Origin of the sequence: Pseudomonas sp. NPDC089996, assembly GCF_044748405.1 — a bacterium.
Lineage (GTDB): Bacteria > Pseudomonadota > Gammaproteobacteria > Pseudomonadales > Pseudomonadaceae > Aquipseudomonas.
Map to the genome: position 1 here is coordinate 308,840 of NZ_JBIVGA010000003.1, position 24,129 is coordinate 332,968.

General features: G+C 63.8%; 20 protein-coding genes. 7 read left to right on the forward strand and 13 right to left on the reverse strand.

The features are described from left to right. Nucleotides 1-49 precede the first annotated feature (49 nt). Nucleotides 50-1,396, reverse strand: a complete 1,347-nt coding sequence (gene pmbA / locus ACIPW4_RS06950; RefSeq protein WP_400656080.1) for a metalloprotease PmbA — start codon at nucleotides 1,394-1,396, stop codon at nucleotides 50-52. A 251-nt stretch (nucleotides 1,397-1,647) separates the two neighbouring features. Here pmbA and yjgA point away from each other — a divergent pair, with 251 nt between their 5' ends. Continuing rightward, complete coding sequence (gene yjgA, locus ACIPW4_RS06955) at nucleotides 1,648-2,169, forward strand: ribosome biogenesis factor YjgA (RefSeq protein WP_027920225.1); 522 nt, start codon at nucleotides 1,648-1,650, stop codon at nucleotides 2,167-2,169. A 149-nt stretch (nucleotides 2,170-2,318) separates the two neighbouring features. Here yjgA and tldD read toward each other — a convergent pair whose 3' ends face one another. The 8 genes from tldD to mreB form a co-directional block, all read right to left on the reverse strand. Then, nucleotides 2,319-3,758, reverse strand: a complete 1,440-nt coding sequence (gene tldD, locus ACIPW4_RS06960; RefSeq protein WP_400656084.1) for a metalloprotease TldD — start codon at nucleotides 3,756-3,758, stop codon at nucleotides 2,319-2,321. 2 nt (nucleotides 3,759-3,760) lie between these two features. Beyond that, entirely contained in the window at nucleotides 3,761-4,612 is an 852-nt protein-coding gene (locus ACIPW4_RS06965; RefSeq protein ID WP_400656087.1) for a carbon-nitrogen hydrolase family protein, read from the reverse strand. 14 nt (nucleotides 4,613-4,626) lie between these two features. Next, complete coding sequence (locus tag ACIPW4_RS06970) at nucleotides 4,627-8,442, reverse strand: YhdP family protein (protein WP_400656089.1); 3,816 nt, start codon at nucleotides 8,440-8,442, stop codon at nucleotides 4,627-4,629. Nucleotides 8,443-8,521: 79 nt separating this feature from the next. After that, the gene (gene rng, locus ACIPW4_RS06975; protein WP_400656092.1) at nucleotides 8,522-9,979 is read right to left on the reverse strand and encodes a ribonuclease G; all 1,458 of its coding nucleotides are present in this window, start codon (nucleotides 9,977-9,979) and stop codon (nucleotides 8,522-8,524) included. Nucleotides 9,980-10,033: 54 nt separating this feature from the next. After that, on the reverse strand, nucleotides 10,034-10,645 hold the full coding sequence (locus ACIPW4_RS06980; RefSeq protein ID WP_400656094.1) for a Maf family protein: 612 nt from the start codon (nucleotides 10,643-10,645) through the stop codon (nucleotides 10,034-10,036). Between the two features lie 33 nt (nucleotides 10,646-10,678). Then, entirely contained in the window at nucleotides 10,679-11,167 is a 489-nt protein-coding gene (gene mreD, locus ACIPW4_RS06985) for a rod shape-determining protein MreD (RefSeq protein WP_400656096.1), read from the reverse strand. Beyond that, nucleotides 11,167-12,240, reverse strand: coding sequence for a rod shape-determining protein MreC (mreC, locus tag ACIPW4_RS06990; RefSeq protein ID WP_400656454.1), 1,074 nt, complete (start codon nucleotides 12,238-12,240; stop codon nucleotides 11,167-11,169). The genes mreD and mreC overlap by 1 nt, the downstream gene beginning before the upstream one ends. Nucleotides 12,241-12,402: 162 nt before the next feature. Further along, a complete protein-coding gene (gene mreB / locus ACIPW4_RS06995) occupies nucleotides 12,403-13,440 on the reverse strand; it encodes a rod shape-determining protein MreB (RefSeq protein WP_003255163.1) in 1,038 nt (345 codons plus the stop codon). Nucleotides 13,441-13,644: 204 nt separating this feature from the next. Here mreB and gatC point away from each other — a divergent pair, with 204 nt between their 5' ends. The 5 genes from gatC (at nucleotide 13,645) to ACIPW4_RS07020 (ending at nucleotide 18,480) form a co-directional block, all read left to right on the forward strand. Continuing rightward, nucleotides 13,645-13,932: an Asp-tRNA(Asn)/Glu-tRNA(Gln) amidotransferase subunit GatC gene (gene gatC / locus ACIPW4_RS07000; RefSeq protein WP_400656099.1), complete on the forward strand. Its 288-nt coding sequence runs from the start codon at nucleotides 13,645-13,647 to the stop codon at nucleotides 13,930-13,932. 15 nt (nucleotides 13,933-13,947) lie between these two features. Next, on the forward strand, nucleotides 13,948-15,399 hold the full coding sequence (gene gatA / locus ACIPW4_RS07005; protein ID WP_400656101.1) for an Asp-tRNA(Asn)/Glu-tRNA(Gln) amidotransferase subunit GatA: 1,452 nt from the start codon (nucleotides 13,948-13,950) through the stop codon (nucleotides 15,397-15,399). A gap of 11 nt (nucleotides 15,400-15,410) precedes the next feature. Beyond that, nucleotides 15,411-16,856 carry an Asp-tRNA(Asn)/Glu-tRNA(Gln) amidotransferase subunit GatB gene (gatB, locus tag ACIPW4_RS07010; protein WP_294336294.1) on the forward strand — a complete coding sequence of 482 codons (1,446 nt, stop codon included), beginning with the start codon at nucleotides 15,411-15,413 and terminating at the stop codon, nucleotides 16,854-16,856. Between the two features lie 145 nt (nucleotides 16,857-17,001). Then, on the forward strand, nucleotides 17,002-17,376 hold the full coding sequence (locus ACIPW4_RS07015) for a septal ring lytic transglycosylase RlpA family protein (protein WP_400656103.1): 375 nt from the start codon (nucleotides 17,002-17,004) through the stop codon (nucleotides 17,374-17,376). 60 nt (nucleotides 17,377-17,436) lie between these two features. Next, nucleotides 17,437-18,480 (forward strand): calcium/sodium antiporter, encoded by a 1,044-nt coding sequence (locus ACIPW4_RS07020; RefSeq protein ID WP_400656105.1) that lies wholly within the window; start codon nucleotides 17,437-17,439, stop codon nucleotides 18,478-18,480. Nucleotides 18,481-18,486: 6 nt separating this feature from the next. On the opposite strand, the gene ACIPW4_RS07025 is transcribed toward ACIPW4_RS07020, so the two are convergent. From ACIPW4_RS07025 to ACIPW4_RS07040, 4 genes are all read right to left on the reverse strand, one after another. Then, nucleotides 18,487-19,845 (reverse strand): amino acid permease, encoded by a 1,359-nt coding sequence (locus tag ACIPW4_RS07025; protein WP_400656108.1) that lies wholly within the window; start codon nucleotides 19,843-19,845, stop codon nucleotides 18,487-18,489. Nucleotides 19,846-19,901: 56 nt separating this feature from the next. Continuing rightward, nucleotides 19,902-20,843, reverse strand: a complete 942-nt coding sequence (locus tag ACIPW4_RS07030; protein WP_400656110.1) for an AEC family transporter — start codon at nucleotides 20,841-20,843, stop codon at nucleotides 19,902-19,904. Between the two features lie 224 nt (nucleotides 20,844-21,067). Then, nucleotides 21,068-21,628, reverse strand: a complete 561-nt coding sequence (locus ACIPW4_RS07035) for a response regulator transcription factor (RefSeq protein WP_400656113.1) — start codon at nucleotides 21,626-21,628, stop codon at nucleotides 21,068-21,070. Further along, complete coding sequence (locus tag ACIPW4_RS07040; protein ID WP_400656115.1) at nucleotides 21,628-22,884, reverse strand: ATP-binding protein; 1,257 nt, start codon at nucleotides 22,882-22,884, stop codon at nucleotides 21,628-21,630. Before ACIPW4_RS07040 ends, ACIPW4_RS07035 begins: the two co-directional genes overlap by 1 nt. 201 nt (nucleotides 22,885-23,085) lie before the next feature. Here ACIPW4_RS07040 and ACIPW4_RS07045 point away from each other — a divergent pair, with 201 nt between their 5' ends. Next, nucleotides 23,086-23,802 (forward strand): SIMPL domain-containing protein, encoded by a 717-nt coding sequence (locus ACIPW4_RS07045; RefSeq protein ID WP_400656117.1) that lies wholly within the window; start codon nucleotides 23,086-23,088, stop codon nucleotides 23,800-23,802. The last annotated feature ends 327 nt before the right edge of the window (nucleotides 23,803-24,129 follow it).

A 24,129-nucleotide genomic window follows, 5' to 3' on the forward strand; every position in this document is an offset into this window, starting at 1 on the left:
CCCGGCACGATGGCCGGGTTTCAGTATCACTGGGCATTTCTCGCAGCATTCAGCTGCCTGCGACCGTCATCCGCTCGATCAGCACCGAGCCTGTATGAATATTGCTACGGGTTTCCAGATCACTGCCAATCGCGACAATTTGCTGGAACATGTCCTTCATGTTCCCGGCGATGGTCACTTCCTGTACAGCATGCTGGATCTCGCCATTCTCGACCCAGAAGCCCGCCGCACCGCGGGAATAGTCACCGGTCACCATGTTCAGGCCATGGCCCATCAACTCGGTCACCAGCAGGCCCCGGCCCATGCGCCGAATCAGTGCTGCCTGGTCTTCGACGCCATGGGTGACGTACAGGTTGTGAACACCCCCGGCGTTGGCAGTGCTCGGCAAGCCCAGCTTGCGCCCGGAATAGGTACCCAGCAGGTAGGACACCAGCTCGCCTTTGTCGACGAACGGCTTGGCGTAAGTCGCCAGCCCGTCACCGTCGAATGCGGCACTCCCCAGCGCACGCGGAATGTGCGGACGCTCGTCGAGGGTCAGCCAGGATGGGAAGAGGCGCTGGCCGATGGCGCCGTCGAGGAATGACGACTTACGATACAGGTTGCCCCCCGAGATGGCCGACAGGAAGCTGCCGAACAAGCCACCCGCCAGTTCGGCGGAGAACAGCACGGGCACTTCGCAGGTCGCTACCGGCCGCGCGCCCAGTCGGCTGGCGGCACGCTGGGCGGCGCGCACGCCAATGCTGCGCGGGTCGGCCAGCAGGCTGCCCTGGCGGTTGACGTCATACCAGTAGTCACGCTGCATCTGCCCTTCGCCTTCGGCGATCATCACGCAGCTCAGGCTGTGCCGGGTCGAGGCATAGCCACCGATAAAGCCGTGGCTGTTGCCGTACACGCGGCAACCCTGGTGAGTGTTCAGGGTGGTGCCATCGGCGTTGAGGATGCGCTGGTCGGCGTCGAATGCCGCCGCTTCGCAGGCCAGCGCCATCTCGATGGCCTTTTCCGGCTCGATGTCCCAGTCGTGATAAAGGTCGAGGTCGGGTATCTCGCGGGCCATCAGCGCGGCGTCGGCCAGGCCCGAGCATTCGTCCTCGGAGGTATGCTTGGCAATCGCCAAGGCGGCGGCCACGGTTTCGCGAATGGCATCCGGGCCACTGGCCGAGGTGCTGGCCGAGCCCTTGCGCTGGCCGACATAGAGGGTGATGCCAAAGCCCTGGTCACGGTTGAATTCGACCGTCTCGACCTCGCGCTGACGCACCGTGGTGGACAGACCCTGCTCCAGCGAAACCGCCACTTCGCAGGCACTGGCGCCTTGCTTGCGAGCTTCTGCAATGATCGCTTCGACCTGCTCCTGCAACGCTGGCAGGTCCTTGGGGCCTACGCTCTGGACTGCACTCATGGTTTTCTCCACTCAAAATTCTGCGTACGGCTTGGGTCATTCTACGACCGGGCCGGACAAGCGGCCCCCGACTCGTTATCATGGCGGCGATTTCTATGCCTTGCATGAAAAGTGCCTGCGCGACGCTCATGCTGCGTTGAAAACAGGCTCGGAATGCTCATTTACAATCAGTAACTCCGCTTCCTCGCCTGTTTTCGCCTTGCCTGATCGCCGCTCGGCGACTTTTCATACAACCCAAGCGGACTGCCACCATGGTTGATTCATACGACGACGCCTTCGACGGCGAAAAAAGCAAAACCCAGATCAAGCGCGAGCTGCATGCACTGGTCGAACTCGGCGAGCGCCTGACCACGGTCAAGGCCGACACCCTGGCGCGCCTGCCGCTCACCGACGAGCTGCGCAAGGCCCTGGCCGACGCCAGCAAGCACACCGCCCATGGCGCTCGCAAACGCCACATGTCGTTCGTCGGCAAGCTGATGCGCGACCAGGACCTGGACGCCATCCACGCCGTGCTCGAGCAGATCGACAGCTCCAGCCGCCAGTACAACGAACGCTTCCACAACCTGGAGCGCTGGCGCGACCGCCTGATCGACGGTAACGACGAAGACCTCGAGCGTTTCGTCAACGAATACCCCGAGACCGATCGCCAGCAACTGCGCTCGCTGATCCGTCATGCCCAGCACGAAAAGGCGCGGAACAAACCGCCGGCCGCTGCGCGCAAGGTGTTCAAGTACATCCGCGATCTCGACGAGATGCAGCGCGGTCTGCGCTGAAAGCTGACACCGGGCGCTTGCAGGAGCAGCCTTGCGTCGCGAAAGGGCTGCGCAGCAGCCCCAGCTATTTCTGCTGTATCGCTGAAATCCCGGGGCCGCTTTGCGGCCCTTTCGCGACACAAGGCCGCTCCTGCAAACAGCGCGCATCGTCACGCGCCAGTACCGCCCACGGTAATCGCATCCAGTTTCAAGGTCGGCTGCCCGACGCCTACCGGCACCGACTGGCCATCCTTGCCACACGTCCCCACCCCACTGTCCAGCGCCAGGTCGTTACCGACCATCGACACCCGGCTCATGGCCTCAGGCCCGTTGCCGATCAGGGTCGCGCCCTTCACTGGCGCGGTGATCTTGCCGTCTTCGATCAGGTAGGCTTCGCTGGTCGAGAACACGAACTTGCCACTGGTGATATCGACCTGGCCTCCGCCGAGGTTGGCGCAATAGATGCCCTTCTTCACCGAAGCGATGATCTCCTGCGGGTCGCTTTTGCCGGCCAGCATGTAGGTGTTGGTCATGCGCGGCATCGGCAGGTGCGCATAGGATTCGCGGCGACCGTTGCCAGTCACCGCCATGCCCATCAGTCGCGCATTGAGCTTGTCCTGCATATAGCCCTTGAGGACGCCATTCTCGATCAACGTGGTGCATTCGGTCGGCGTGCCCTCGTCGTCGACGCTCAACGAGCCACGGCGACCTTCGAGGGTGCCGTCGTCGACGATGGTACAAAGGCTCGAAGCGACTTTCTCGCCAATCCGTCCACTGAAGGCCGAGCTGCCCTTGCGGTTGAAATCGCCTTCCAGGCCGTGGCCGACCGCTTCGTGCAGCAGCACGCCTGACCAGCCGGAACCCAGCACCACCGGCAACGTACCGGCCGGCGCCGGGATGGCCTCGAGGTTGACCAGCGCCTGGCGCAGCGCTTCGCGGGCATAGCCCATGACGCGCTCTTCGGTGAAGTAGCGGTAGTCGGTACGCCCGCCACCGCCCTGCCCGCCGCGCTCGCGGCGGCCATTCTGCTCGACGATGACACTGACGTTGAAACGCACCAGTGGGCGCACGTCGGCCGCCAGGCTACCGTCGGCGGCGGCAATCAGGATGCGCTCCCAGACCCCGGCCATGCTCACGCTGACCTGCTGGATACGCGGGTCGAGCGCTCGGGTGGCGACATCGATACGCTTGAGAAGCTCGACCTTCTCGGCGCGGCTGAGCACGTCCAGCGGGTTGTCCGGCGCATACAGTGCGGTCACGTCCTGGCTGCGAAACGCCTGCACCGTGCCGCTCTGGCCGGCGCGGGAAATCGAACGGGCGGCACGGGCCGCCGAGGTCAGCGCCTCAAGGTTGATCGCATTGCTGTAGGCGAAGCCGGTCTTTTCACCGGACTGGGCACGCACACCCACGCCCTGGTCAAGGTTGAAGCTGCCCTCTTTGACGATGCCGTCCTCCAGCGCCCAGGTTTCCGAGATCTGGCCCTGGAAATACAGGTCGGCGGCGTCGATGCCGGGGCCGGCCAGCTCGCCCAGCACGCTCTGCAGGCTGTCGAGGGTGAGTCCGCCCGGGGCCAGGAGCTGCTCGCTGACGGTGGATAACATCTGGCTCATAGTCACTCCGAGGTGTGCGCAGGCCGCAAGGCGCCCTGCGAGAAAAAGCGCCGGTGCGTGATGACCGGCATGCGCGCCCGGATGGACGCCTGTTCTTCAATGTCGCGCTCGGCGAGCAATACCGCTTCGCCTTGCGCCTGTTCAGCGACGATCCGCCCCCAAGGGTCGATGATCGCCGCATGCCCGTGGGTTTCCCGCGGGCCTGGATGGATACCGCCCTGGGCCGCTGCCAGTACATAGCACTGGGTCTCGATAGCCCGGGCTCGAATCAGCACTTCCCAGTGCGCTGCACCTGTGACCGCAGTAAAGGCGGCCGGTGCCGTGATCAATTCCGCGCCTGCGCTGCGCAAGGCGCTGTACAGCTCAGGGAAGCGCAGGTCGTAACACACGCTGAGCCCCAGGCGCCCTGCCGGCGTGTCAGCCACCACCACCTGGGCACCATGGGCATAGTCATCGGACTCACGGTAGCGGCCGCGGTTGTCGGCCACATCCACGTCGAACAGATGCAGCTTGTCGTAGCGCGCCACCACGTCGCCGTGTTCGTCGATGAGCAGCGAACAGGCATGCGCCTTGGCGCCAGGCTGGCCTTGCGGTGGCAAAGGCAATGTCCCGGCAACAATCCATAATCTGAGGTCGCGTGCGGTACGTTTCAACCATGGCAGGATCGGACCTTCGCCCAAGGCTTCGGCGCGGCCGATGGCGGCGGCATCCTTGCGCCCCATTGCGGCGAAGTTTTCCGGCAGCACCGCCAGCCGCGCACCGCCCAAGGCCGCCTGTTCGAGCAGGGCGCCCGCGCGCTGCAGGTTGGTCAGCACGTCGTCCTGACTGACCATCTGGATCACTGCTGCCTTCATGGGCACTCCCGGCGTTATTTATTGAACGGTTTCACAAATGTGATTTTAGGCTCTTTCACCGGGCCCTCGACGCGATAGTGCACGCTCGCAAAACGCGACACCCGGTCGCCAATCAACCGATCGACCAGGAACAGCGCACCACCGACCGCAGGGGCACCGACGATCAGTGCGGCCAGTGGCAGGTTATTGGTGACCGGCAGGCTCACCTGGAGGTTGGCATCGACCCGATCACGCACCAGGTCCAGGGTGCCATCGAGCTCGAAATTGCTCGACGGGCCGGTCACGCTGATCGGCTCGCGGGTCACGTAAACACCATTGCTGGCCACCAGCAGGCCCTTGACCCGGTCGTAGGCCAGGCCCTTGTCGAACAGGTCGGAGAAGTCCAGCCGCAGGCGCCGGCCAATCGAGTTGAAGTTGAGCAGGCCGAACACACGCAGCGCCTGGGCCCCCCCTTCCACTTCGACGAACTGGCCACTGCGCAAGGCGGCATCCATGCTGCCAGAGAACCGCTTGAGGCCGACCCAGGCCGGCGAGCCGGGCCAACGGCCGTCGACATCCAGGCGGAAATCGCGACTGGTCACCGTCGGAGCGAAGCCCCAGGCCTTGAGCACATCGGCGAGGTTCTTGCCATCGAGCCGGCCTTTGTACCAGCTGCTGGTAGCCCCCGTTTCGCCTTCCCAGGCGCCACTGCCATCGACATGCAGGCCTTTGAAATCGAGGTCGATGTCCTGCGCCGTCACACCCCGTGCAGTCGGGCGAAGCTTGAGCGCGGCATTGCCGAACAGGTCGTCGCCGCGGTAGAGCTTGTCGATGCTCAGGTCCAGGGCTGGCACCTTGCGCGGGTCGAACGATGCCAGCGGGTCGGGGCCCTCTTCCGATTGTGTTTCAGCCGGGTCGGCAGGCGGCAGGCGCAAGGTCTGCAGGCGTACGGTCATCGGCGCGGTCTTGGCGTCTGGCACGCGCGCGTTGCCGATGACTTCCTTGCTGTCCAAGCGCAGGTCCCAGGCCGAGCCGCCACGGGCCAGGCGCACCACGGCCTGGTTCAGGGTCATGCCGAATGCTTTCAACTGGCCGATGCTCAGGTCGACACTCTGCAGGTTCTGCCGTGCATTGCCGCCAGGGTCGTCACCGGCAAAGCGTGCGGCCTGGTCCTGCCAGGGTGCCAGGTCCAGGCTTTCCAGCCGCCCTTTCACCCGCAGCCCCTGGCCTGCAGGCAATTGCGCCTGCCCGACGCCCAGCAACAATTCGCCGCGGCCCTGGCCCAGCTTGTCGGCCGGTGCGGCGTAGGCGAAACGGGCCAGGTCGGCGTAAGCCGCATCAAAACGTCGCTCCGGCCCCTGCAGGTTCATGCTGAAGCGGCTGTCGCGGGTATCCGCTGCCGCCTTGCCAAATGGCGATGGCAGGTCGATGGCCAGGCCCTTGAGCGAAGAACTGACATTCAAGCTGTTGTCACGGCTGCCCAGGTTGACCTGCAACTGGTAAGGCAGATCGCCTGCAGCAGGCAAGGTCTGCTTGAACTGCAGCCAGTCGGTCAGCGACTTCAGCGAAGCCTGGCCGCTGGCCTCGATGCGTGTCTGCATCTGCCCGGGCTGGCCCTCGGCGCTGATCTGCGCAGTGGCTGGCTTGCCGAACACCTGCAAGCTGATGTTCTTGCCGCTCAGCCCCTTGTCGAGGTCGAAGCTGAAGTCGCCCTTCAGGCGCGTGAGGTCCAGGCTGGGCGGGGCCACCTTCAGCTTTGCATCGGCGGTGGCGAAGTCCACCCGCACTTTCGGGCGCTCGCCATGGGCCAGGGGCACGTCGAGCTTGAGCTTGCCCTTCAATGGCCCCTCGCCTTCCCAGCCCGCAAAGATCTCGCCGGTACCTATCGGCGCTTCCTTGAGGATCTTCAAGCCATCGCCGAGGCTGCCGTCGAAATTGCCGTCGAGATGCAGATGGCTGTGCTGACCGTTGTCTACATGTGGAATATCCACGCTGACGTCGCTGACCTTGGTGTCGAGCAACAGGCCCTTGCTGGCCTTGATGCGCACGCCACTGTCTTCGATCAGGACATCGCCATCCACCTGCTGCACCTGTGGCCAGCCAGGCTGAAAGTCCAGCGCGGCATCGTGGACCTTGAAGAACAGGCTGATGCTGCGTGCTTCTGGCGTGGCACCGTGGTTCAACGACCCCTGGTACTGGAAGTAACCCTGATCGACATTGCCTTTGACGATAGCGCTGCGCAGCCATTCATCGAGCGCCGGGCTCAGCACCTCGGGCAGGTACTTCGCGGTGTAGCGGCCATCACCCTCGGTCAGACCGACACGCAGGTCCATATAGCTTTCGCTGCCTTCGTCGAACAACAGGCGAATCAGGAAGTCGCCGGCGATCTTGCCTTCTTCGCCGAGCACCTTGAGGTAGGGCGCGACAAGGGTAAAGCCGTGCGGGTCCAGGGCCCAGGCAAGGCGTGCATTGGCCTTTTGGTAGTGCCAGGGTTTAGCGAAGATCGGGTACAGATGCAGCATGAACGCGTCGGTATCGAGGCGCAGTTCGCCATGCCCGAGGTCGCCGCTGATGCTGCCGCTGACATTGCCGGCCGCCGGTGCGCCGTGGTAGGCATCGAAGCCAATCTTCTCCAGATTGGCGGCGAATTGCAGGCGTTGGTCGCCCTCGGCCTTTGGCCGTGCCTCAAGGCGGACATTGCGCAGCGCCCCGGTGACCTTCAGCGCATCGACCGCGGTCATGAACTTGTCCGGCAAAGGCGCCAATGCATCTATCAATGGGGTCAACGGGGTCAGGTCAAGGCGGTCGGCCTGCACTTGCCAGGTTTCGCCCGCCGGGTCATCGCCTGGACGCTGGTTCACTTGCAGGTGTGATTCCCAGCGTGCCTTGCCGATGCTCGCGGCGAGAGAGTCCACCACCACATCGAAGCCTTGGTCGCGGCGCTGAAACCAGGCAGCCACGGCAAGATTGTCCAAGGTCGCAGCCTTGCGCTCGCCGTAGGCACCGCGCAGTTGTGGGGCGTTGAGGCGGACCACCGCCTGTTGCAACTGGCCCTTGCTCCAGTCGACCCAGAACTCGCCACCGGCCTTCAGCGCCTCGGCCCGCCACTGGCCCAGCAAACGCGGCGGCAACCACTGCGCCCAGTCGCTTTGGGGCAGGCTCAGGTAGGCGTCCAACTCGCCCTCGCGCCAGGCATTGGCGGTTGCTCGGCTACGCAGGTTGAGCGCCAGCGGCTGGCCGTCGGGCAAGGTCGCACGCAAGTCCAGGGCCTGACGCGATGCGCCGGCCTGCAGACCGACGCTGACATAGGTGAGGGTCAGCGGGTCACGCTGCCAGGGCTGCAGGGTAACCTGGCTGTCGAATACATCGATGCGGCCCAACTGGCGCAGGCGCTGCAACAGTTCGGCAGGGTCCAGCGGCGCGTCGTCCTTTTTCGGCAGCCCTTCGAGTGCCCAGCCACCCTGCTCGTCTTCGCGCAAGATCAGTTGCAGGCCACCGAGTTCGATGCGCGCCAGGCGCACTTCACGGGCGGTCAGGCTGGCCCACAGGTCGGGCACCACCTTGACATCATCCAGGCGCAAGGCCGATGCGCCCTCGCCCAGCTCAAGGTCACGCACGCGCAATACCGGCGCAAGGCCGCTCCAGCGCCCTTCCAGGGCCCCCACATGCACGGGCAGGCCCAACGCCTGTTGGGCCTTGCTTTCCACGTCGGCGCGGTATTCGGCCACCAGCGGCACCAACTCGCGACCAAGGCTGACATACAACGCCACCAGCACCGCGAGAAGGGCGCAGATGCCCAGGCCCCAGCGGGTCAAGGCGACAAGAACGCGGTTCAGACGTCCCATGGCCATGGCCCTCCAGGTCGTTTATCCATGATGGCCCGGCGTGCCGTTTTTGTCAGCCAGTGCCATCGGGGGGTATCAGAAAACCTCAGAGCAGCACCACATCATATTGTTCCTGTGAATACATCGATTCGACCTGGAAGCGAATGGTTCGGCCAATGAAGGTCTCCAGCTCGGCAACGTTGCCGGACTCCTCATCCAGCAGGCGATCGACCACCTTCTGGTTGGCCAGCACCCGATACCCCTCGGCCTGGTAGGCACGAGCCTCGCGGAGGATTTCGCGGAAGATCTCGTAGCAGATGGTTTCCGGGGTTTTCAGCTTGCCGCGGCCCTGGCAGGCAACGCAGGGTTCGCACAGCACCTGCTCGAGACTTTCACGGGTGCGTTTGCGGGTCATCTGCACCAGGCCCAGTTCGGTGATGCCGATGATGTTGGTCTTGGCGTGATCGCGCTCCAGCTGTTTTTCCAGGGTCCGCAGCACCTGGCGTTGATGCTCTTCATCTTCCATGTCGATGAAATCGATGATGATGATCCCGCCAATGTTGCGCAGGCGCAGCTGTCGGGCGATGGCGGTGGCGGCTTCGAGGTTGGTTTTGAAAATGGTTTCTTCGAGGTTGCGGTGGCCGACGAAAGCCCCCGTGTTGACGTCGATGGTGGTCATTGCCTCGGCCGGGTCGACCACCAGGTAACCTCCGGACTTGAGCGGCACTTTGCGCACAAGGGCGCGCTGGATTTCGTCCTCGACCCCATACAGGTCGAAGATCGGCCGCTCACCCGGGTAGTGCTCCAGGCGATCGGCGATCTCCGGCATCAGTTCAGCGACGAACTGCGTGGTTTTCTGGAAGGTCTCCCGCGAGTCGATGCGGATTTTTTCAATCTTCGGGTTGACCAGGTCGCGCAGCGTACGCAAGGCCAGGCCGAGATCTTCATAAATGACTGTCGGCGCGCCGCAGGTCTGGATCTGGCTGCCGATCTGCTCCCACAGGCGGCGCAGGTAGCGGATGTCCTGCAGGATTTCCTCGGCCCGCGCTCCTTCGGCAGCGGTGCGCAGGATGAAGCCACCAGCGTCCTTGATGTTCTCGCTGTCCATGCAGCTGCTGACCACCTGCTTGAGGCGTTCGCGTTCCGCTTCGTCTTCGATCTTCAGGGAAATACCCACATGACTGCTGCGGGGCATGTACACCAGATAACGCGAGGGGATCGACAATTGAGTGGTCAGGCGTGCGCCCTTGGTCCCGATCGGGTCCTTGGTCACCTGCACCACCAAAGCCTGGCCTTCATGCACCAGCGCCGTGATGTTCTCCACCGCCGAACCTTCACGCTGGGATATTTCCGACGCATGGATGAACGCAGCGCGCTCCAGGCCGATGTCGACGAACGCCGCCTGCATGCCTGGCAGCACCCGCACTACCTTGCCCTTGTAGATATTGCCGACGATGCCGCGGCGCTGGGTGCGCTCGACATGCACTTCCTGCAGCACCCCGTTTTCCACCACCGCCACTCGCGATTCCATCGGGGTGATGTTGATCAGGATCTCTTCACTCATGGCAGGCTCTCGTCAAAGGTCTTCGGTAATGATGGATCGCGCACGCTGCCCTGGCTACCGCTGGTTTGTCACCTCAGGCAAAAGCGCCGGTACCTGCCAGCAGGCAATACCGAACCGGGCGAGCATGTCGGCCGTTTCGCACAGCGGCAGGCCGACCACCGCCGAATAACTGCCTTCGAGCCCGGTGACGAACACCGCGCCCAGGCCCTGAATGGCATAGCCGCCCGCCTTGTCCGCCGGTTCACCACTGGCCCAGTACCGCTCGGCCTCTGCGGCATCCACAGGACGAAAACACACGGTGCTGCTGACGCACAGGCTCTCGCAGCGCTGGCCGTCGCTCAAAGCCACGGCCGTCAGCACCTGGTGCGAGCGGCCGGCCAGGTCAGCCAGCATCTGCAGGGCATGTTCACGGTTTTCCGGTTTGCCGAGAATGCGACCATCGAGCACCACAGCCGTGTCGGCGCCAAGCGCCACAGCGGGGTCCTGAAGCGTGGCCAGACCGGCTTCGGCCTTGGCCCGGGCCAGGCGCTCGACATAGGCCTGCGCGCTTTCGCCAGGCAACGGGGTTTCATCGATGGGCGCGCCGATGACGGTGAACGGCACGCCGATCTGGCCGAGCAGTTCACGCCGGCGCGGCGAGCCAGAGGCGAGGTAGAGTGGTTTCATTCAGACATCTCCCTGTCAGTGGCGCCAGCGCCGTCAGTTGATATGCAAGCGTCGGCGCAGGTCGCGCAGGGCGAAGCTGATCCACGGCCAGAGCAAGGCGCTGATCACCGCTGACCAGACCAGCGCCAGGGTGGGCAGGCGATTGCCGGTAAGCGCGCTGAGCCACAGCTGGATCAGCTGGGCGATACCGAAGATCACCAGGACCACCAGGCTCTGCTGCCAGAGCGGGAACATGCGCAGGCGCTGCTGCAACGTCAGCACGAGGAAGGTGATCAGGGTGAGGATGAGCGCGTTCTGCCCCAGCAGGGTGCCGTACAGCACGTCTTCGGCCAGGCCCAGAGCGAAGGCGGTGGTCATGCCTACCTTGCTCGGGACGTTCAAGGTCCAGAACGACACCAGCATTGCCAGCCACATGGGCCGGAACACTTCGAGGAACTGCGGCATGGGCGAAACGCTGAGCAACAGGCCGATGGCGAACGTCAGCCAGATGACCCAACCGTTGTTACGGCGCGACTTGGCCATCATTGCCTCCGTGGATGGGCAGGTGCCGCAGGCGCGGCGGCCGGGCTGGCGGGCGCTGCAGCGGGCGCTGCAGCTGGCGCGGCAGGTGCCTGGCCCGTTGCTGCCGGCGCAGCCGGAGCCGCTGGCTGCGCCGGGGCTGCTGTGGCCGGCGCCGTCACCGGGTGTTCGGGAGTGGCGGCAGGTTGGCCAGCCCCCTTGCGATCGGCTTCTTCCTGGGCAATCGCGGCGTCGGTGGCGCGCTGCTCAGGGGTGCGGCGGTCACTGAACACCAGCAGCATGTAGCGACTGCGGTTGAGCGCAGCAGTGGGAATGGCGCGGACGATGGCGAACGGCTGGCCGGAATCGTGGATCACTTCATTGACCGTGGCCACCGGGTAGCCGGCCGGGAAGCGCTGGCCCATGCCTGAACTCACCAGCAAGTCACCTTCCTTGATGTCGGCGGTGTCAGCGACATGGCGCAGCTCGAGGCGCTCCGGGTTGCCGGTACCGCTGGCGATGGCACGCAGGCCATTGCGATTGACCTGCACCGGAATGCTGTGGGTCGTGTCGGTCAGCAGCAGGACGCGCGCGGTATACGGCATCAGCTCGACCACCTGGCCCATCAGGCCGCGGGCATCGAGCACCGGCTGGCCGAGGAACACGCCGTCGCGCTCGCCCTTGTTGATCAGGATGCGGTGAGTGAACGGGTTGGGATCGACACCGATCAGCTCGGCCACCTCGACCTTCTCGTTGACCAGCGCCGAAGAGTTGAGCAGCTCGCGCAGGCGTACGTTCTGCTCGGTCAGGGCCGCCAGCTTCTGCAGGCGCCCCTGCAACAGCAGGGCTTCGGTCTTGAGTTTTTCGTTTTCGGCGATCAGCTCGGTGCGGCTGCCGAACTGGCCGGCCACGCCTTGCCACATGCGCTGCGGCAGGTCGGTGATCCAGTACGATTCCATCAGCACCAGGCCCATCTGGCTGCGCACCGGTTTGAGCACGTCGAAACGCGCATCGACAACCATCAACGCGACCGACAGCACCACCAGTACCAGCAGGCGAACGCCCAGCGAAGGGCCCTTGGAGAAAAGCGGTTTAATGGGCCGTTCCTCGTGGACGACTCAGGAGGTCATTGGACATGGGACAACGCACCAGCCTGGTTGCGGGTTGACGGAAACGACGCCCGACCGGACGCCAGCCCAGCGCATACAGGTAGCACTGCGCGTGCTACCTGTAAACCGGGCGCTTGAACGCTGCGGGGATCACTCGCTGGAGAGCAGGTCCATCGCGTGCTTGTCCATCATCTCCAGGGCGCGACCACCGCCACGGGCGACGCAGGTCAGCGGGTCTTCGGCGACGATCACCGGCAGGCCGGTTTCCTGGGCCAGCAGCTTGTCGAGGTCACGCAGCAACGCACCACCACCGGTCAGCACCAGGCCGCGCTCGGCGATGTCGGACGCAAGCTCCGGCGGCGACTGCTCCAGGGCGCTCTTGACCGCCTGGACGATGGTCGCCAGGGATTCCTGCAGGGCTTCCAGGACTTCGTTGGAATTCAGGGTGAAGGCGCGTGGTACGCCCTCGGCCAGGTTACGGCCGCGCACGTCGACTTCGCGCACTTCGCCACCCGGGTAGGCGGTGCCGATTTCCTGTTTGATACGCTCGGCGGTGGATTCACCGATCAGGCTGCCATAGTTGCGGCGCACATAGGTGACGATGGCTTCGTCGAAGCGGTCGCCGCCAACGCGGACGGACTCGGCATAGACCACACCGTTCAGCGAGATAAGGGCGATTTCGGTAGTACCACCACCGATATCGACCACCATCGAGCCACGAGCTTCTTCGACCGGCAGGCCGGCACCAATGGCAGCGGCCATCGGTTCTTCGATCAGGAACACCTCACGGGCACCGGCACCCAGGGCCGACTCGCGAATGGCGCGGCGCTCTACCTGGGTCGACTTGCACGGCACACAGATCAGCACGCGAGGGCTGGGCTGCAGAAAGCTGTTTTCGTGAACCTTGTTGATGAAGTACTGCAACATTTTTTCACAAACGCTGAAGTCGGCGATGACGCCGTCCTTCATCGGACGAATGGCAGCAATGTTACCTGGCGTACGGCCCAGCATGCGCTTGGCTTCGGTACCGACGGCGACGACGCTTTTCTGGTTGCCGTGGGTACGGATGGCAACAACCGAGGGCTCATTCAGGACGATACCGCGCTCACGCACGTAGATAAGGGTGTTGGCAGTCCCCAGATCGATGGAAAGATCGCTGGAAAACATGCCACGCAGTTTCTTGAACATGGGAAAGTGACCCTGGGGAAAGCGTGGGTAAAAAAGTGCGGCAAACTCTAACAATGGCAGGGATTTTGGGCAAGGAGCCAATATGTTAAATTGGCTGTTTTTCCGAGCACGCCAGCAGATGATCGCGGCCGTTAGACCGCCAAAATGCTGACATGTTCCTCACTGCGGACCCTGTTCCGTTCTTTGTTTCCCCTGGAGATCACCATGGCGCTTGAACGCAGCGACGTGGAAAAGATCGCCCATCTGGCCCGCCTGGGCCTGAATGACGGCGAACTGCCACGCATTACTGACGCCCTGAACAGCATTCTCGGCCTGGTCGACCAGATGCAAGCGGTCGATACCGACGGCATCGAACCCCTGGCCCACCCTCTGGAGGCCAGCCAGCGCCTGCGTCCGGACCAGGTCACCGAAAGCAACCAGCGCGAAGCCTATCAGGCCATCGCACCCTCGACCGAAAGCGGTCTGTACCTGGTTCCCAAAGTCATCGAGTAAGGGATAGAGCCTGCCATGCATGAATTGACCCTGGCCGAGATCGCCCGCGGACTCGCCGACAAGTCGTTTTCCTCCGAAGAGCTGACCGGCGCCCTGCTGGCGCGCGTCAAGCAGATCGACCCGCAGATCAACAGCTTTATCAGCGTCACCGAAGCACTGGCCCTGGGCCAGGCACGCGCCGCCGACGCCCGCCGCGCCGCTGGCGAAACCGGTGCGCTGCTCGGCGCCCCGATCGCCCACAAGGACCTGTTCTGCACCAGCGGTGTACGCACCAGCTGCGGCTCGAAGATGCTCGACAACTTCAAGGCCCCGTACGACGCCACCGTGGTGGCCAAGCTGGCCGAAGCCGGCATGGTCACCCTGGGCAAGACCAACATGGACGAATTCGCCATGGGTTCGGCCAACGAATCCAGCCACTATGGCGCGGTGAAGAACCCGTGGAACCTCGAGCACGTGCCTGGCGGTTCGTCCGGCGGTTCGGCCGCAGCCGTGGCCGCGCGCCTGCTGCCGGCCACCACCGGCACCGACACCGGTGGCTCGATCCGCCAGCCGGCGGCACTGACCAACCTCACCGGCCTCAAGCCGACGTACGGTCGTGTATCACGCTGGGGCATGATCGCCTACGCCTCCAGCCTCGACCAGGGTGGCCCGCTGGCGCGCACCGCCGAAGACTGCGCCCTGCTGCTGCAAGGCATGGCCGGCTTCGACGCCAAGGACTCCACCAGTATCGACGAGCCGGTACCAGACTACAGCGCCGGCCTCAATGGCTCGCTGCAGGGCCTGCGCATCGGCCTGCCTAAGGAATATTTCGGTGCCGGCCTCGACCCGCGCATCGCCGAACTGGTCCAGGCCAGCGTCAAAGAGCTGGAAAAGCTCGGCGCGGTGGTCAAGGAAATCAGCCTGCCGAACATGCAGCACGCCATTCCGGCGTACTACGTGATCGCACCGGCGGAAGCCTCCTCCAACCTGTCGCGTTTCGACGGCGTGCGCTTCGGCTACCGCTGCGAAGAACCCAAGGACCTGACCGACCTGTACAAGCGCTCCCGTGGCGAAGGCTTCGGTGCCGAAGTGCAGCGCCGCATCATGGTCGGCACCTACGCTCTGTCGGCCGGCTACTATGACGCCTACTACGTCAAGGCGCAGCAGATCCGCCGCCTGATCAAGAACGACTTCATGGCCGCTTTCAATGATGTCGACCTGATCCTCGGCCCGACCACGCCGAACCCGGCCTGGAAACTCGGCGCCAAGAGCAACGACCCGGTCGCCGCCTACCTGGAAGACGTCTACACCATCACCGCCAACCTGGCAGGCCTGCCGGGCCTGTCGATGCCTGCCGGCTTCGTCGATGGCCTGCCGGTCGGCGTGCAGCTGCTGGCCCCGTACTTCCAGGAAGGCCGCCTGCTCAACGTCGCGCACCGTTACCAGCAAGTCACCGACTGGCACACCCGCGCCCCTAACGGCTTCTGAGGAATTCACACATGCAATGGGAAGTTGTGATCGGGCTGGAGATTCATACCCAGCTGGCCACCCAGTCGAAGATCTTCTCCGGCAGCGCCACCACCTTCGGCTCCGAGCCGAACACCCAGGCCAGCCTGGTTGACTTAGGGATGCCCGGCGTCCTGCCGGTGCTGAACCAGGAAGCCGTTCGCATGGCCTGCATGTTCGGCCTGGCGATCGATGCCGAGATCGGCAAGCGCAACGTGTTCGCGCGCAAGAACTACTTCTACCCCGACCTGCCCAAGGGCTACCAGATCAGCCAGATGGACCTGCCGATCGTCGGCAAGGGCCACCTGGACATCGCCCTGGAAGATGGCACCATCAAACGCATCGGCGTCACTCGCGCGCACCTGGAAGAAGACGCTGGCAAGAGCCTGCACGAAGACTTCAGCGGCTCTACCGGCATCGACCTGAACCGTGCCGGCACCCCGCTGCTGGAAATCGTCTCCGAGCCGGACATGCGAAGCGCCAAGGAAGCCGTGGCCTACGTCAAGGCCATCCACGCCCTGGTGCGCTACCTGGGCATCTGCGACGGCAACATGGCCGAAGGCTCGCTGCGCTGCGACTGCAACGTGTCGATCCGCCCCAAAGGCCAGACCGAGTTCGGCACCCGCTGCGAGATCAAGAACGTCAACTCGTTCCGCTTCATCGAACGCGCGATCAACAGCGAGATCCAGCGCCAGATCGACCTGATCGAGGACGGCGGCAAGGTGGTGCAGGAAACCCGCCTGTACGACCCGAACAAGGACGAAACCCGCTCCATGCGCAGCAAGGAGGAGGCCAACGACTACCGCTACTTCCCCGACCCGGACCTGCTGCCAGTGGTGATCGAGGACAGCTTCCTCGAAACCGTGCGTGCCGGCCTGCCAGAGCTGCCACCGCAGAAAGTCGAGCGCTTCCAGAGCCAGTACGGCCTGTCGGCCTACGACGCCAACGTGCTGGCTTCCAGCCGTGAGCAGGCAGACTACTTCGAAGAAGTGGTGAAGATTGGTGGCGATGCCAAACTGGCCGCCAACTGGGTCATGGTCGAGCTGGGCAGCCTGCTGAACAAGCTGGGCATCGAGATCGACCAGGCGCCGGTCAGCGCTGCGCACCTGGGCGGCATGCTGCTGCGCATTCGCGACAACACCATCAGCGGCAAGATCGCCAAGACCGTGTTCGAGGCCATGGCCGCCGGTGAAGGCGATGCCGACAGCATCATCGAAAGCAAAGGCCTCAAGCAGGTCACCGACACCGGTGCGATCGACAAGATGCTCGACGAGATGCTCGCCGCCAACGCCGAACAGGTCGAACAGTACCGCGCCGCCGACGAGGCCAAGCGCGGCAAGATGTTCGGCTTCTTCGTAGGCCAGGCGATGAAGGCCTCCAAAGGCAAGGCCAACCCGGGGCAGGTGAACCAATTGCTCAAGGCCAAGCTCGAAGGGTGATTGTTTTACCCCTGTAGTCCTGCGAGGGCTTCGCCCTCGTTCGCGGGTAAACCCGCTCCCACAGGTACTGCGCCGCTCTCACAGGCGGCGGCTACCTGTGGGAGCGGGTTTACCCGCGAATGGCCGCACTAGGAGAGCACCTGACTTGCTGAAACGTTCCTTGAGTACCCTCGCCCTCTTCTCCGTCCTGGCCGGCTGTGCCAGCCATGACATCGACCCCCGTGGTTACAACCAGACCGGTACCGCTTCCTATTACGGCTCGCGCCACCACGGCAAACGCACCGCCAGCGGCGAACCGTTCAACCAGCACGGCCTTACCGCCGCCCACCGCAGCCTGCCGTTTGGCAGCCGAGTGCTGGTCACCAACCTGGCCAACGACCGCAGCGTTGTCGTGCGCATCAACGACCGTGGCCCGCATACCCGCGGCCGGCTGATCGACCTGTCACGTGCTGCAGCAGAAAAAATCGGCATGCTCCGTAGCGGAACGGCGCGCGTCCGGGTACAAGGTCTGAGCGACTGACCTGACAGGAGTCTGAACATTTTCGACCTGGCCACCCTCCCCACCTTCAGCCTGTTGCAAATGGGCATCGCCCTGCTGCTGCTGATCGCCGGGGCCGAACTGCTGGTGCGCGCCGCCCTGCGCCTGGCCCACCGCCTGCGCGTGCGGCCGCTGATCATCGGCCTGAGCCTAGTGGCCTTCGGCAGCACCGCGCCTCAGCTGACCGTAAGCCTGCAGGCCGCCTATCAGGGCGCCCCCGACGTGGCCGTGGGCAGCGTGATCGGCAGCAACATCTTCAACGTACTGGTCATCCTCGGCCTGGCCGCGCTGGTCATTCCGCTGCGGGTTTCACGCCAATTGGTGCGCCTGGACATTCCGCTGATGATCGTTGCCAGCGGCCTGGTGTATGCACTGTGTGCCAACGGCCATCTGGGCCGCGCCGAAGGGTTGCTGTTGCTGCTAGCCCTGGTGGGCTACCTGGCGATGCTGTGGCACCAGTCACGCAGCTATGCCCGCACCTACCCCGCGCCGGACACCGGGGCGGCCAGCGCCGGGCGCTTCTGGTCCGGGACGCTGCTGCAGGTGCTGTTCGGCCTTGGCCTGCTGAGCCTGGCCGGCCACCTGCTACTGGAAGCGGCCATTGAAGTGGCCACCGACCTTGGCCTGTCAGAACGCATCATCGGCCTGACTGTAGTCGCGGTGTGCACGTCCCTGCCTGAGCTTGCCGCCGCGCTGATCGCCGCTATCCGAGGCGAACGGGAGATAGCGGTGGGCACGGTGATCGGCAGCAACTTGTTCAACCTGCTGGCAGTACTTGGCCTGACCGCGCTGACCACCCCCGAACCACTGACTATCTCGCCCAATGCACTGGCCTTCGACCTGCCGGTGATGCTTGGCGTCGCAGCGCTGAGCCTGCCGGTGTTCTATTCCGGTTATCGCATCACCCGCGCCGAGGGGCTGGTGTTCCTCTGCCTGTATCTGGTGTATGGGCTGCATGTGGCGGCCTTCACCATGGGCATGCCACTGGCCGGCCGCCTGGAGCGGTTGATGCTGTTCTATGTGCTACCGGTGCTAGGTGCGGTGCTGCTGTTTACCACCGTAAGGGCCTGGCGCAGGCAGCATTGAACCTGCTCACTTGGCCTGGCGGGCTTTTTTCAGCTTGAAGGCCACCCACAGCACTGCAATCCACCCCGGAATCAACATCACCGAGATGCGAATCGGCGGCGTCAGGTACATCACCACCAGAATCAGGACGATGAACGCCAGGCACAGGTAATTGGTCAGCGGGTGCCCCCAGCTCTGATAGAACGGGGTAATGCCCGCCGCCAGCTTGGCCTTGCGGAACTTCAGGTGAGTAATGCTGATGCTGGCCCAGTTGATCACCAGCGCCGACACCGCCAACGCCATCAACAGGCCGAACGCCTCACCGGGCATCAGGTAGTTGATCAGCACGCACAGGCCGGTGGCCAATGCCGACACACCCAGCGCCGTAAGCGGCACGCCGCTGCGGCTGACCTTGAGCAGCTGTCGCGGTGCATCGCCCTGGCTGGCCAGACCGAACAGCATGCGGCTGTTGGCATAGACGCAGCTGTTGTACACCGACAGCGCGGCGGTCAGCACCACGATGTTGAGGATGGTCGCCACCAGGTCGCTATCCAGTTCGTGGAAGATCATCACGAACGGGCTGCCGCCCTGTACCACTTTCTGCCAGGGGTACAGCGACAGCAGCACGGCCAGGGCGCCGATATAGAAGATCAGAATGCGGTAGACCACCTGGTTGGTCGCCTTGGGGATGCTCTGGCGCGGGTTGTCGGCCTCGGCGGCGGTGATGCCGACCAGCTCCAGGCCACCGAACGAGAACATGATCACCGCCAGCGCCATCACCAGCCCGGTTATGCCATTGGGGAAGAACCCGCCGTATTGCCACAGGTTGGCCACGCTGGCATCCGGGCCGCCGTGGCCGCTGGCCAGCAGCCAGGCACCGAAAACGATCATGCTGACGATGGCCACCACCTTGACCAGGGCGAACCAGAACTCCATCTCGCCGTAGACCTTCACCTGGGTCAGGTTGATCAGGTTGATCACCACGAAGAAGATCGCCGCCGTGGCCCAGGTGGGGAATTCCGGCCACCAGTACTGCACGTAGATACCCACGGCCGTGAGCTCGGCCATGCCGACCAGCACGTACACCACCCAGTAGTTCCAGCCGGAGACGAACCCGGCGAACTCGCTCCAGTATTGGTGAGCAAAGTGGCTGAAGCTGCCGGCAACCGGCTCTTCGACCACCATCTCACCCAGTTGGCGCATGATGAAGAAGGCCATCAGGCCGGCGATGGCGTAGCCCAGCAGAACGGAAGGGCCGGCCAGCTGGATGGTCTGGGCGATGCCCAGAAACAGCCCGGTGCCAACGGCACCGCCCAGGGCGATCAGCTGGATATGGCGATTTTTCAGCCCGCGCTTCAGCTGCTCGGGCGTGCTCTGGTCTTGCATGAAGTGTCCTTTGGCTCAGTGAGGCAGTGTTGTAGCTGTCATTTGCGGACAAGGATCTAGATCCATCCGCCCCACTGCAAGATGAAAATACCAATATTGGTGGTGATCGCAGCCATTAACGTTGTGATCACGATGATCGACGCCGCCAACTCATGATTGCCATTCGCCGCGCGGGCCATGACATAGCTGGCCGCCGCAGTCGGGCTGCCGATGTACAGGAACAGGATGCCCAGTTCTGCACCGCGGAAGCCGCACAACCACGCACCCAAGGTGCCGATCAGCGGCAGCCAGACCATCTTCACCAGGCTGGCATCGACAGCCAGCTTGCCACTGTCACGCAGTGCCGCCAGCGACAGGGTGCCTCCGATACAGATCAGCGCCAGCGGCAGGGTCATCTGCGCCAGATAGTCACCCGAGGTCAGCAGCCAGTTGGGCAGCGGCACCTGGCCGTAGGCCATCGGCGTTGCCACCAGCACGCTGATGATCAGCGGGTTGCTGAAGATGCTTTTGCAGATGCTCCACGGGTCGGACTTGAGGTCCGGGCTGTACACCGCCAGTACCACCGCCGACAGCGAGTTGTACATGAGGATTACCAGGCCGGCGAGCACCGCTCCCAGGGAAATGCCGTAATCGCCATAGAGGCTGGCGGCCAGGGCCAGGCCGATCACGCCGTTGTTGCCGCGGAACGCGCCCTGGGTGTAGATGCCGCGCTCGGCCAGCGGGCTGCGCCAGATGGCCATGCCCCACGACACGGCAAAACCGACCAGGGTGGCGGCGACAAAGTAGAGGATGACCTTGGGCTGCACCGCTGTGGCCAGGTCGGCGTGGTAGATGCCGAGGAACAGCAATGCGGGCATGCAGACGTTGAACACCAACTGCGAGGCGACGCGGTTGAAGTTGTCGTCGATCAGGTGGATGCGTTTGAGCAGCACGCCCATGAACAGCATGGCGAAGACGGGCGCCGTGATGTTCAGCGTCTGTATGAGAAGGGCGAGCATGCGCAAGCGATCCTGATGGGGGTTGCCGTTAGGCGGCTAATGATACGCCAACGCGTCAGGAAATGCGGGGATCGAGCGGGACTATAAACAAGTTTCTCGATTAACCTGTGCCGGCAACTTCGCGGGTAAACCCGCTCCCACAGGGATTGTACAGATTCCAGGTCCTGTGTAATTCCTGTGGGAGCGGGCTTGCCCGCGAAAAGGCCGGTGCAGGCAGCAGAAGGTCAGCGGCGAACCGGGCGCTTCTGCAATTTGCGCTGCAAGGTCCGGCGGTGCATGCCCAGCGCCCGCGCGGTGGCGGAAATATTACCTTCGTGCTCGTTCAGCACGCGCTGGATGTGCTCCCACTGCAGGCGGTCCACCGACATCGGGTTTTCCGGCACCAGGGAATCCAGATCGGCATGCTCCGAAAGCAGCGCCGCCAGCACATCGTCGGCGTCGGCCGGCTTGCACAGGTAGTTGCAGGCACCGCGCTTGACCGCCTCTACGGCGGTGGCGATGCTCGAGTAACCGGTCAGGATCACCACGCGCATCTCCGGGTCCAGCTCCAGCAGCTTGGGCAGCAGCACCAGACCCGAGTCGCCTTCCATCTTCAGGTCCAGCGTGGCGTAGTCCGGCAGGTCCTGCTGGGCCAGGATCAGGCCTTCCTCGGCGGAACCGGCGGTGCTCACGCGGAAACCACGGCGGCTCATGGCGCGGGCCATGACCCGGGTAAAGGTGGCGTCATCGTCCACCAGCAACAGGTGCGGCAACTCTTCGCCTTCGACCTGGTTTTCATCGCTCATCATTCATCTCCTCGCGTGCCATGGGGCAGGCGCAGTTCGGTCAGGGTGCCACCCTGTTCATGACTATAGAGTTTCACCGAGCCGCCCGCACGGGTCACGCTGGCCTTGCTCAGGAACAGGCCCAGGCCGAAGCCTTTGCCCTTGGTGGTAATGAAGGGTTTGCCGATTGCTTCGGCGATGGCCGGCGGCACGCCGGGGCCATGGTCGCGGATGCTGATCAGGATATCCTGGGCGTCCCAGTCGAGGGTCACCTGCAGGTCATCGGGGCAGGCATCGGCTGCGTTGTTCAGCAGGTTCAGCAGCGCCTGGGTCAGGTCCGGTGGCGGCGTCAGGCGTGGCACCTGACCGTCGCGCAGGCGCTGGAATCGATAGCTGGCCTCCGGGCGCATCAGGTGCCAGCGGTTCAGTGCCTCGTCGAGCCAGGCGGTGACGTCCTGTTCGACCACTGCCAGGCGGCGGTTGGCTTCGGCGGCGCGTACCAGCTGCTGCAATGTTTCCTTGCACAGCTTGACCTGGTCCTGAAGGATTTGCAGGTCTTCCTGCAGCAGCGGATCGGTGTGATCCTGGCGCATTTCATTGAGCAGCACGCTCATGGTCGCCAAGGGTGTGCCCAGTTCGTGCGCCGCGCCAGCGGCCTGGGTGGCCACGGCCAGCAACTGCTCATCACGCAGGCTTTCTTCGCGGCGCTCGGAGCGCAACTGCTCTTGACGGCGCAGCTCCTCGGCCATGCGTGCGGCGAAGAAGGTAATTACGGCGGCGGCCAGGGCGATGCTCAGCCACATGCCATAGACCTGCATCTTGTCGCGCGCCATCGGCAGCCCCTCGAGCGGGTAGAACTGCACCAGCAGCAGGCTGTAGGCGGTCAGGGCAATGCCCGAAAGGATCAGCGAATACAGCCACGGCAAGGTCACCGCAGCGATGGCCAGCGGCACAAGGTAATAGGAGACGAACGGGTTGGTAGAACCACCCGAGTAATACAGCAAGGCACTGTGAATCAGCAGGTCGCAGGCCAGCTGCAAGGCATACTCGGTCTCGGTGACCGGCAACGACAGGCGCAGGCGCAAGGCGGTGAAGGCGCAGAGAATGGACGACAACGCCAGGGTCGCGGCCAGTGACAACCACGGCAGTGGCAGCAGGTCGGTCCAGTAGGCGACGCCCACGGAGCCTGCCTGGGCGGCAAGGACCAGAACGCGAATGACAGTCAGGCGCCAGAGGTTCTGGCGTGTTGCGGACAACGGTTGTGCGACGGCGAGCATGCGCTCTCCCGATGAGTGCTCCAGGAAAATCGGCTGGAGTATACCGAAGCCGGGCGCCCCGCTGCAGCGATGCGGCAAAGCGCCACACTTTGTCACACGTTCATGATGGCACTTTTGAACCCACTACACTTGTCCCGGTCTGATGGCCCATGCGTGGATGGATGACCAGAACCCACGCCCACTATTGCCAAGGAGTAACACATGCACATCCCACGTCGCGGCGCGGCCCTGATCCTCTCCTGCGGCCTGCTCGCCAGCCTGCCGGCGCTGGCAGCCGACGAGCCGCGCTACAACCAGGTGTCGCTGCGCGCCGAAGTCAGCAAGGAAGTGGCGCGCGACCTGATGGTCGTGACCCTCTACAGCGAAGCGCAGAACACCGACCCGGGCAAGCTCGCCAAGCAGATCACAGAAACCATGAACAAGGCCGTGCAGCAGGCACGCCAGGTCAAGGACGTGAAGATCAGCCAGGGCAGCCGCAACAGCTACCCGATTTATGACAGCAAGGGCCAGAAAATCACCGGCTGGCGCGAGCGCGCCGAGCTGCGCCTGGAAGGTGCCGACTTCCCGGCCCTGTCCCAGCTCACCGCCGACCTGCTGCAAGACCTGAAAATGGGTGGCATGGACTTCTCCATCGCCCCGGCCACGCGCAAGGCCAGTGAGGATGAGCTGCTCAAGGATGCGGTAAACGCCTTCAAGGCCCGTGCGCAGTTGGCCACCGAGGCGTTGGGGGGCAAGGGTTATAAAGTGGTCAGCCTGAACCTGAACAGCTCCGGTTACCCGCGCCCGTACCTGCGTAGCGCGCCGATGGCGATGATGGCCAAGGCTGCGGATGAGGCGGCGCCAGCGCCGGATATCGAGGCGGGTACCAGTGAAGTGAGCATGAATGCTGATGGCCTGATCGAAGTGCAGATGCCCTGAATAGCAACACAGCCCCCTGTAGGAGCGGCCTTGTGTCGCGAAAGGGGCGCGCAGCGCCCCCTGGATTTCAACTGCACCGCAAGATTGCCAGGGCCGCCTTGCGGCCCTTTCGCTACACAAGGCCGCTCCCACACAGATCGCGCCAGCTCTTGGAGAATTGAGCAAGACAGTTGCTTTCACAAAGAGCTGCCTACATCAAATACAGAAATTTCCTACGCACTATAGAAGTGCGTCCTACACACTCCCTGCCTCCGTAACATCCAGCAAAAAGCCATCATTTCACCCTCGCAAACGTTCAACTTCGCTGAAAGTTATACGAATGCGACA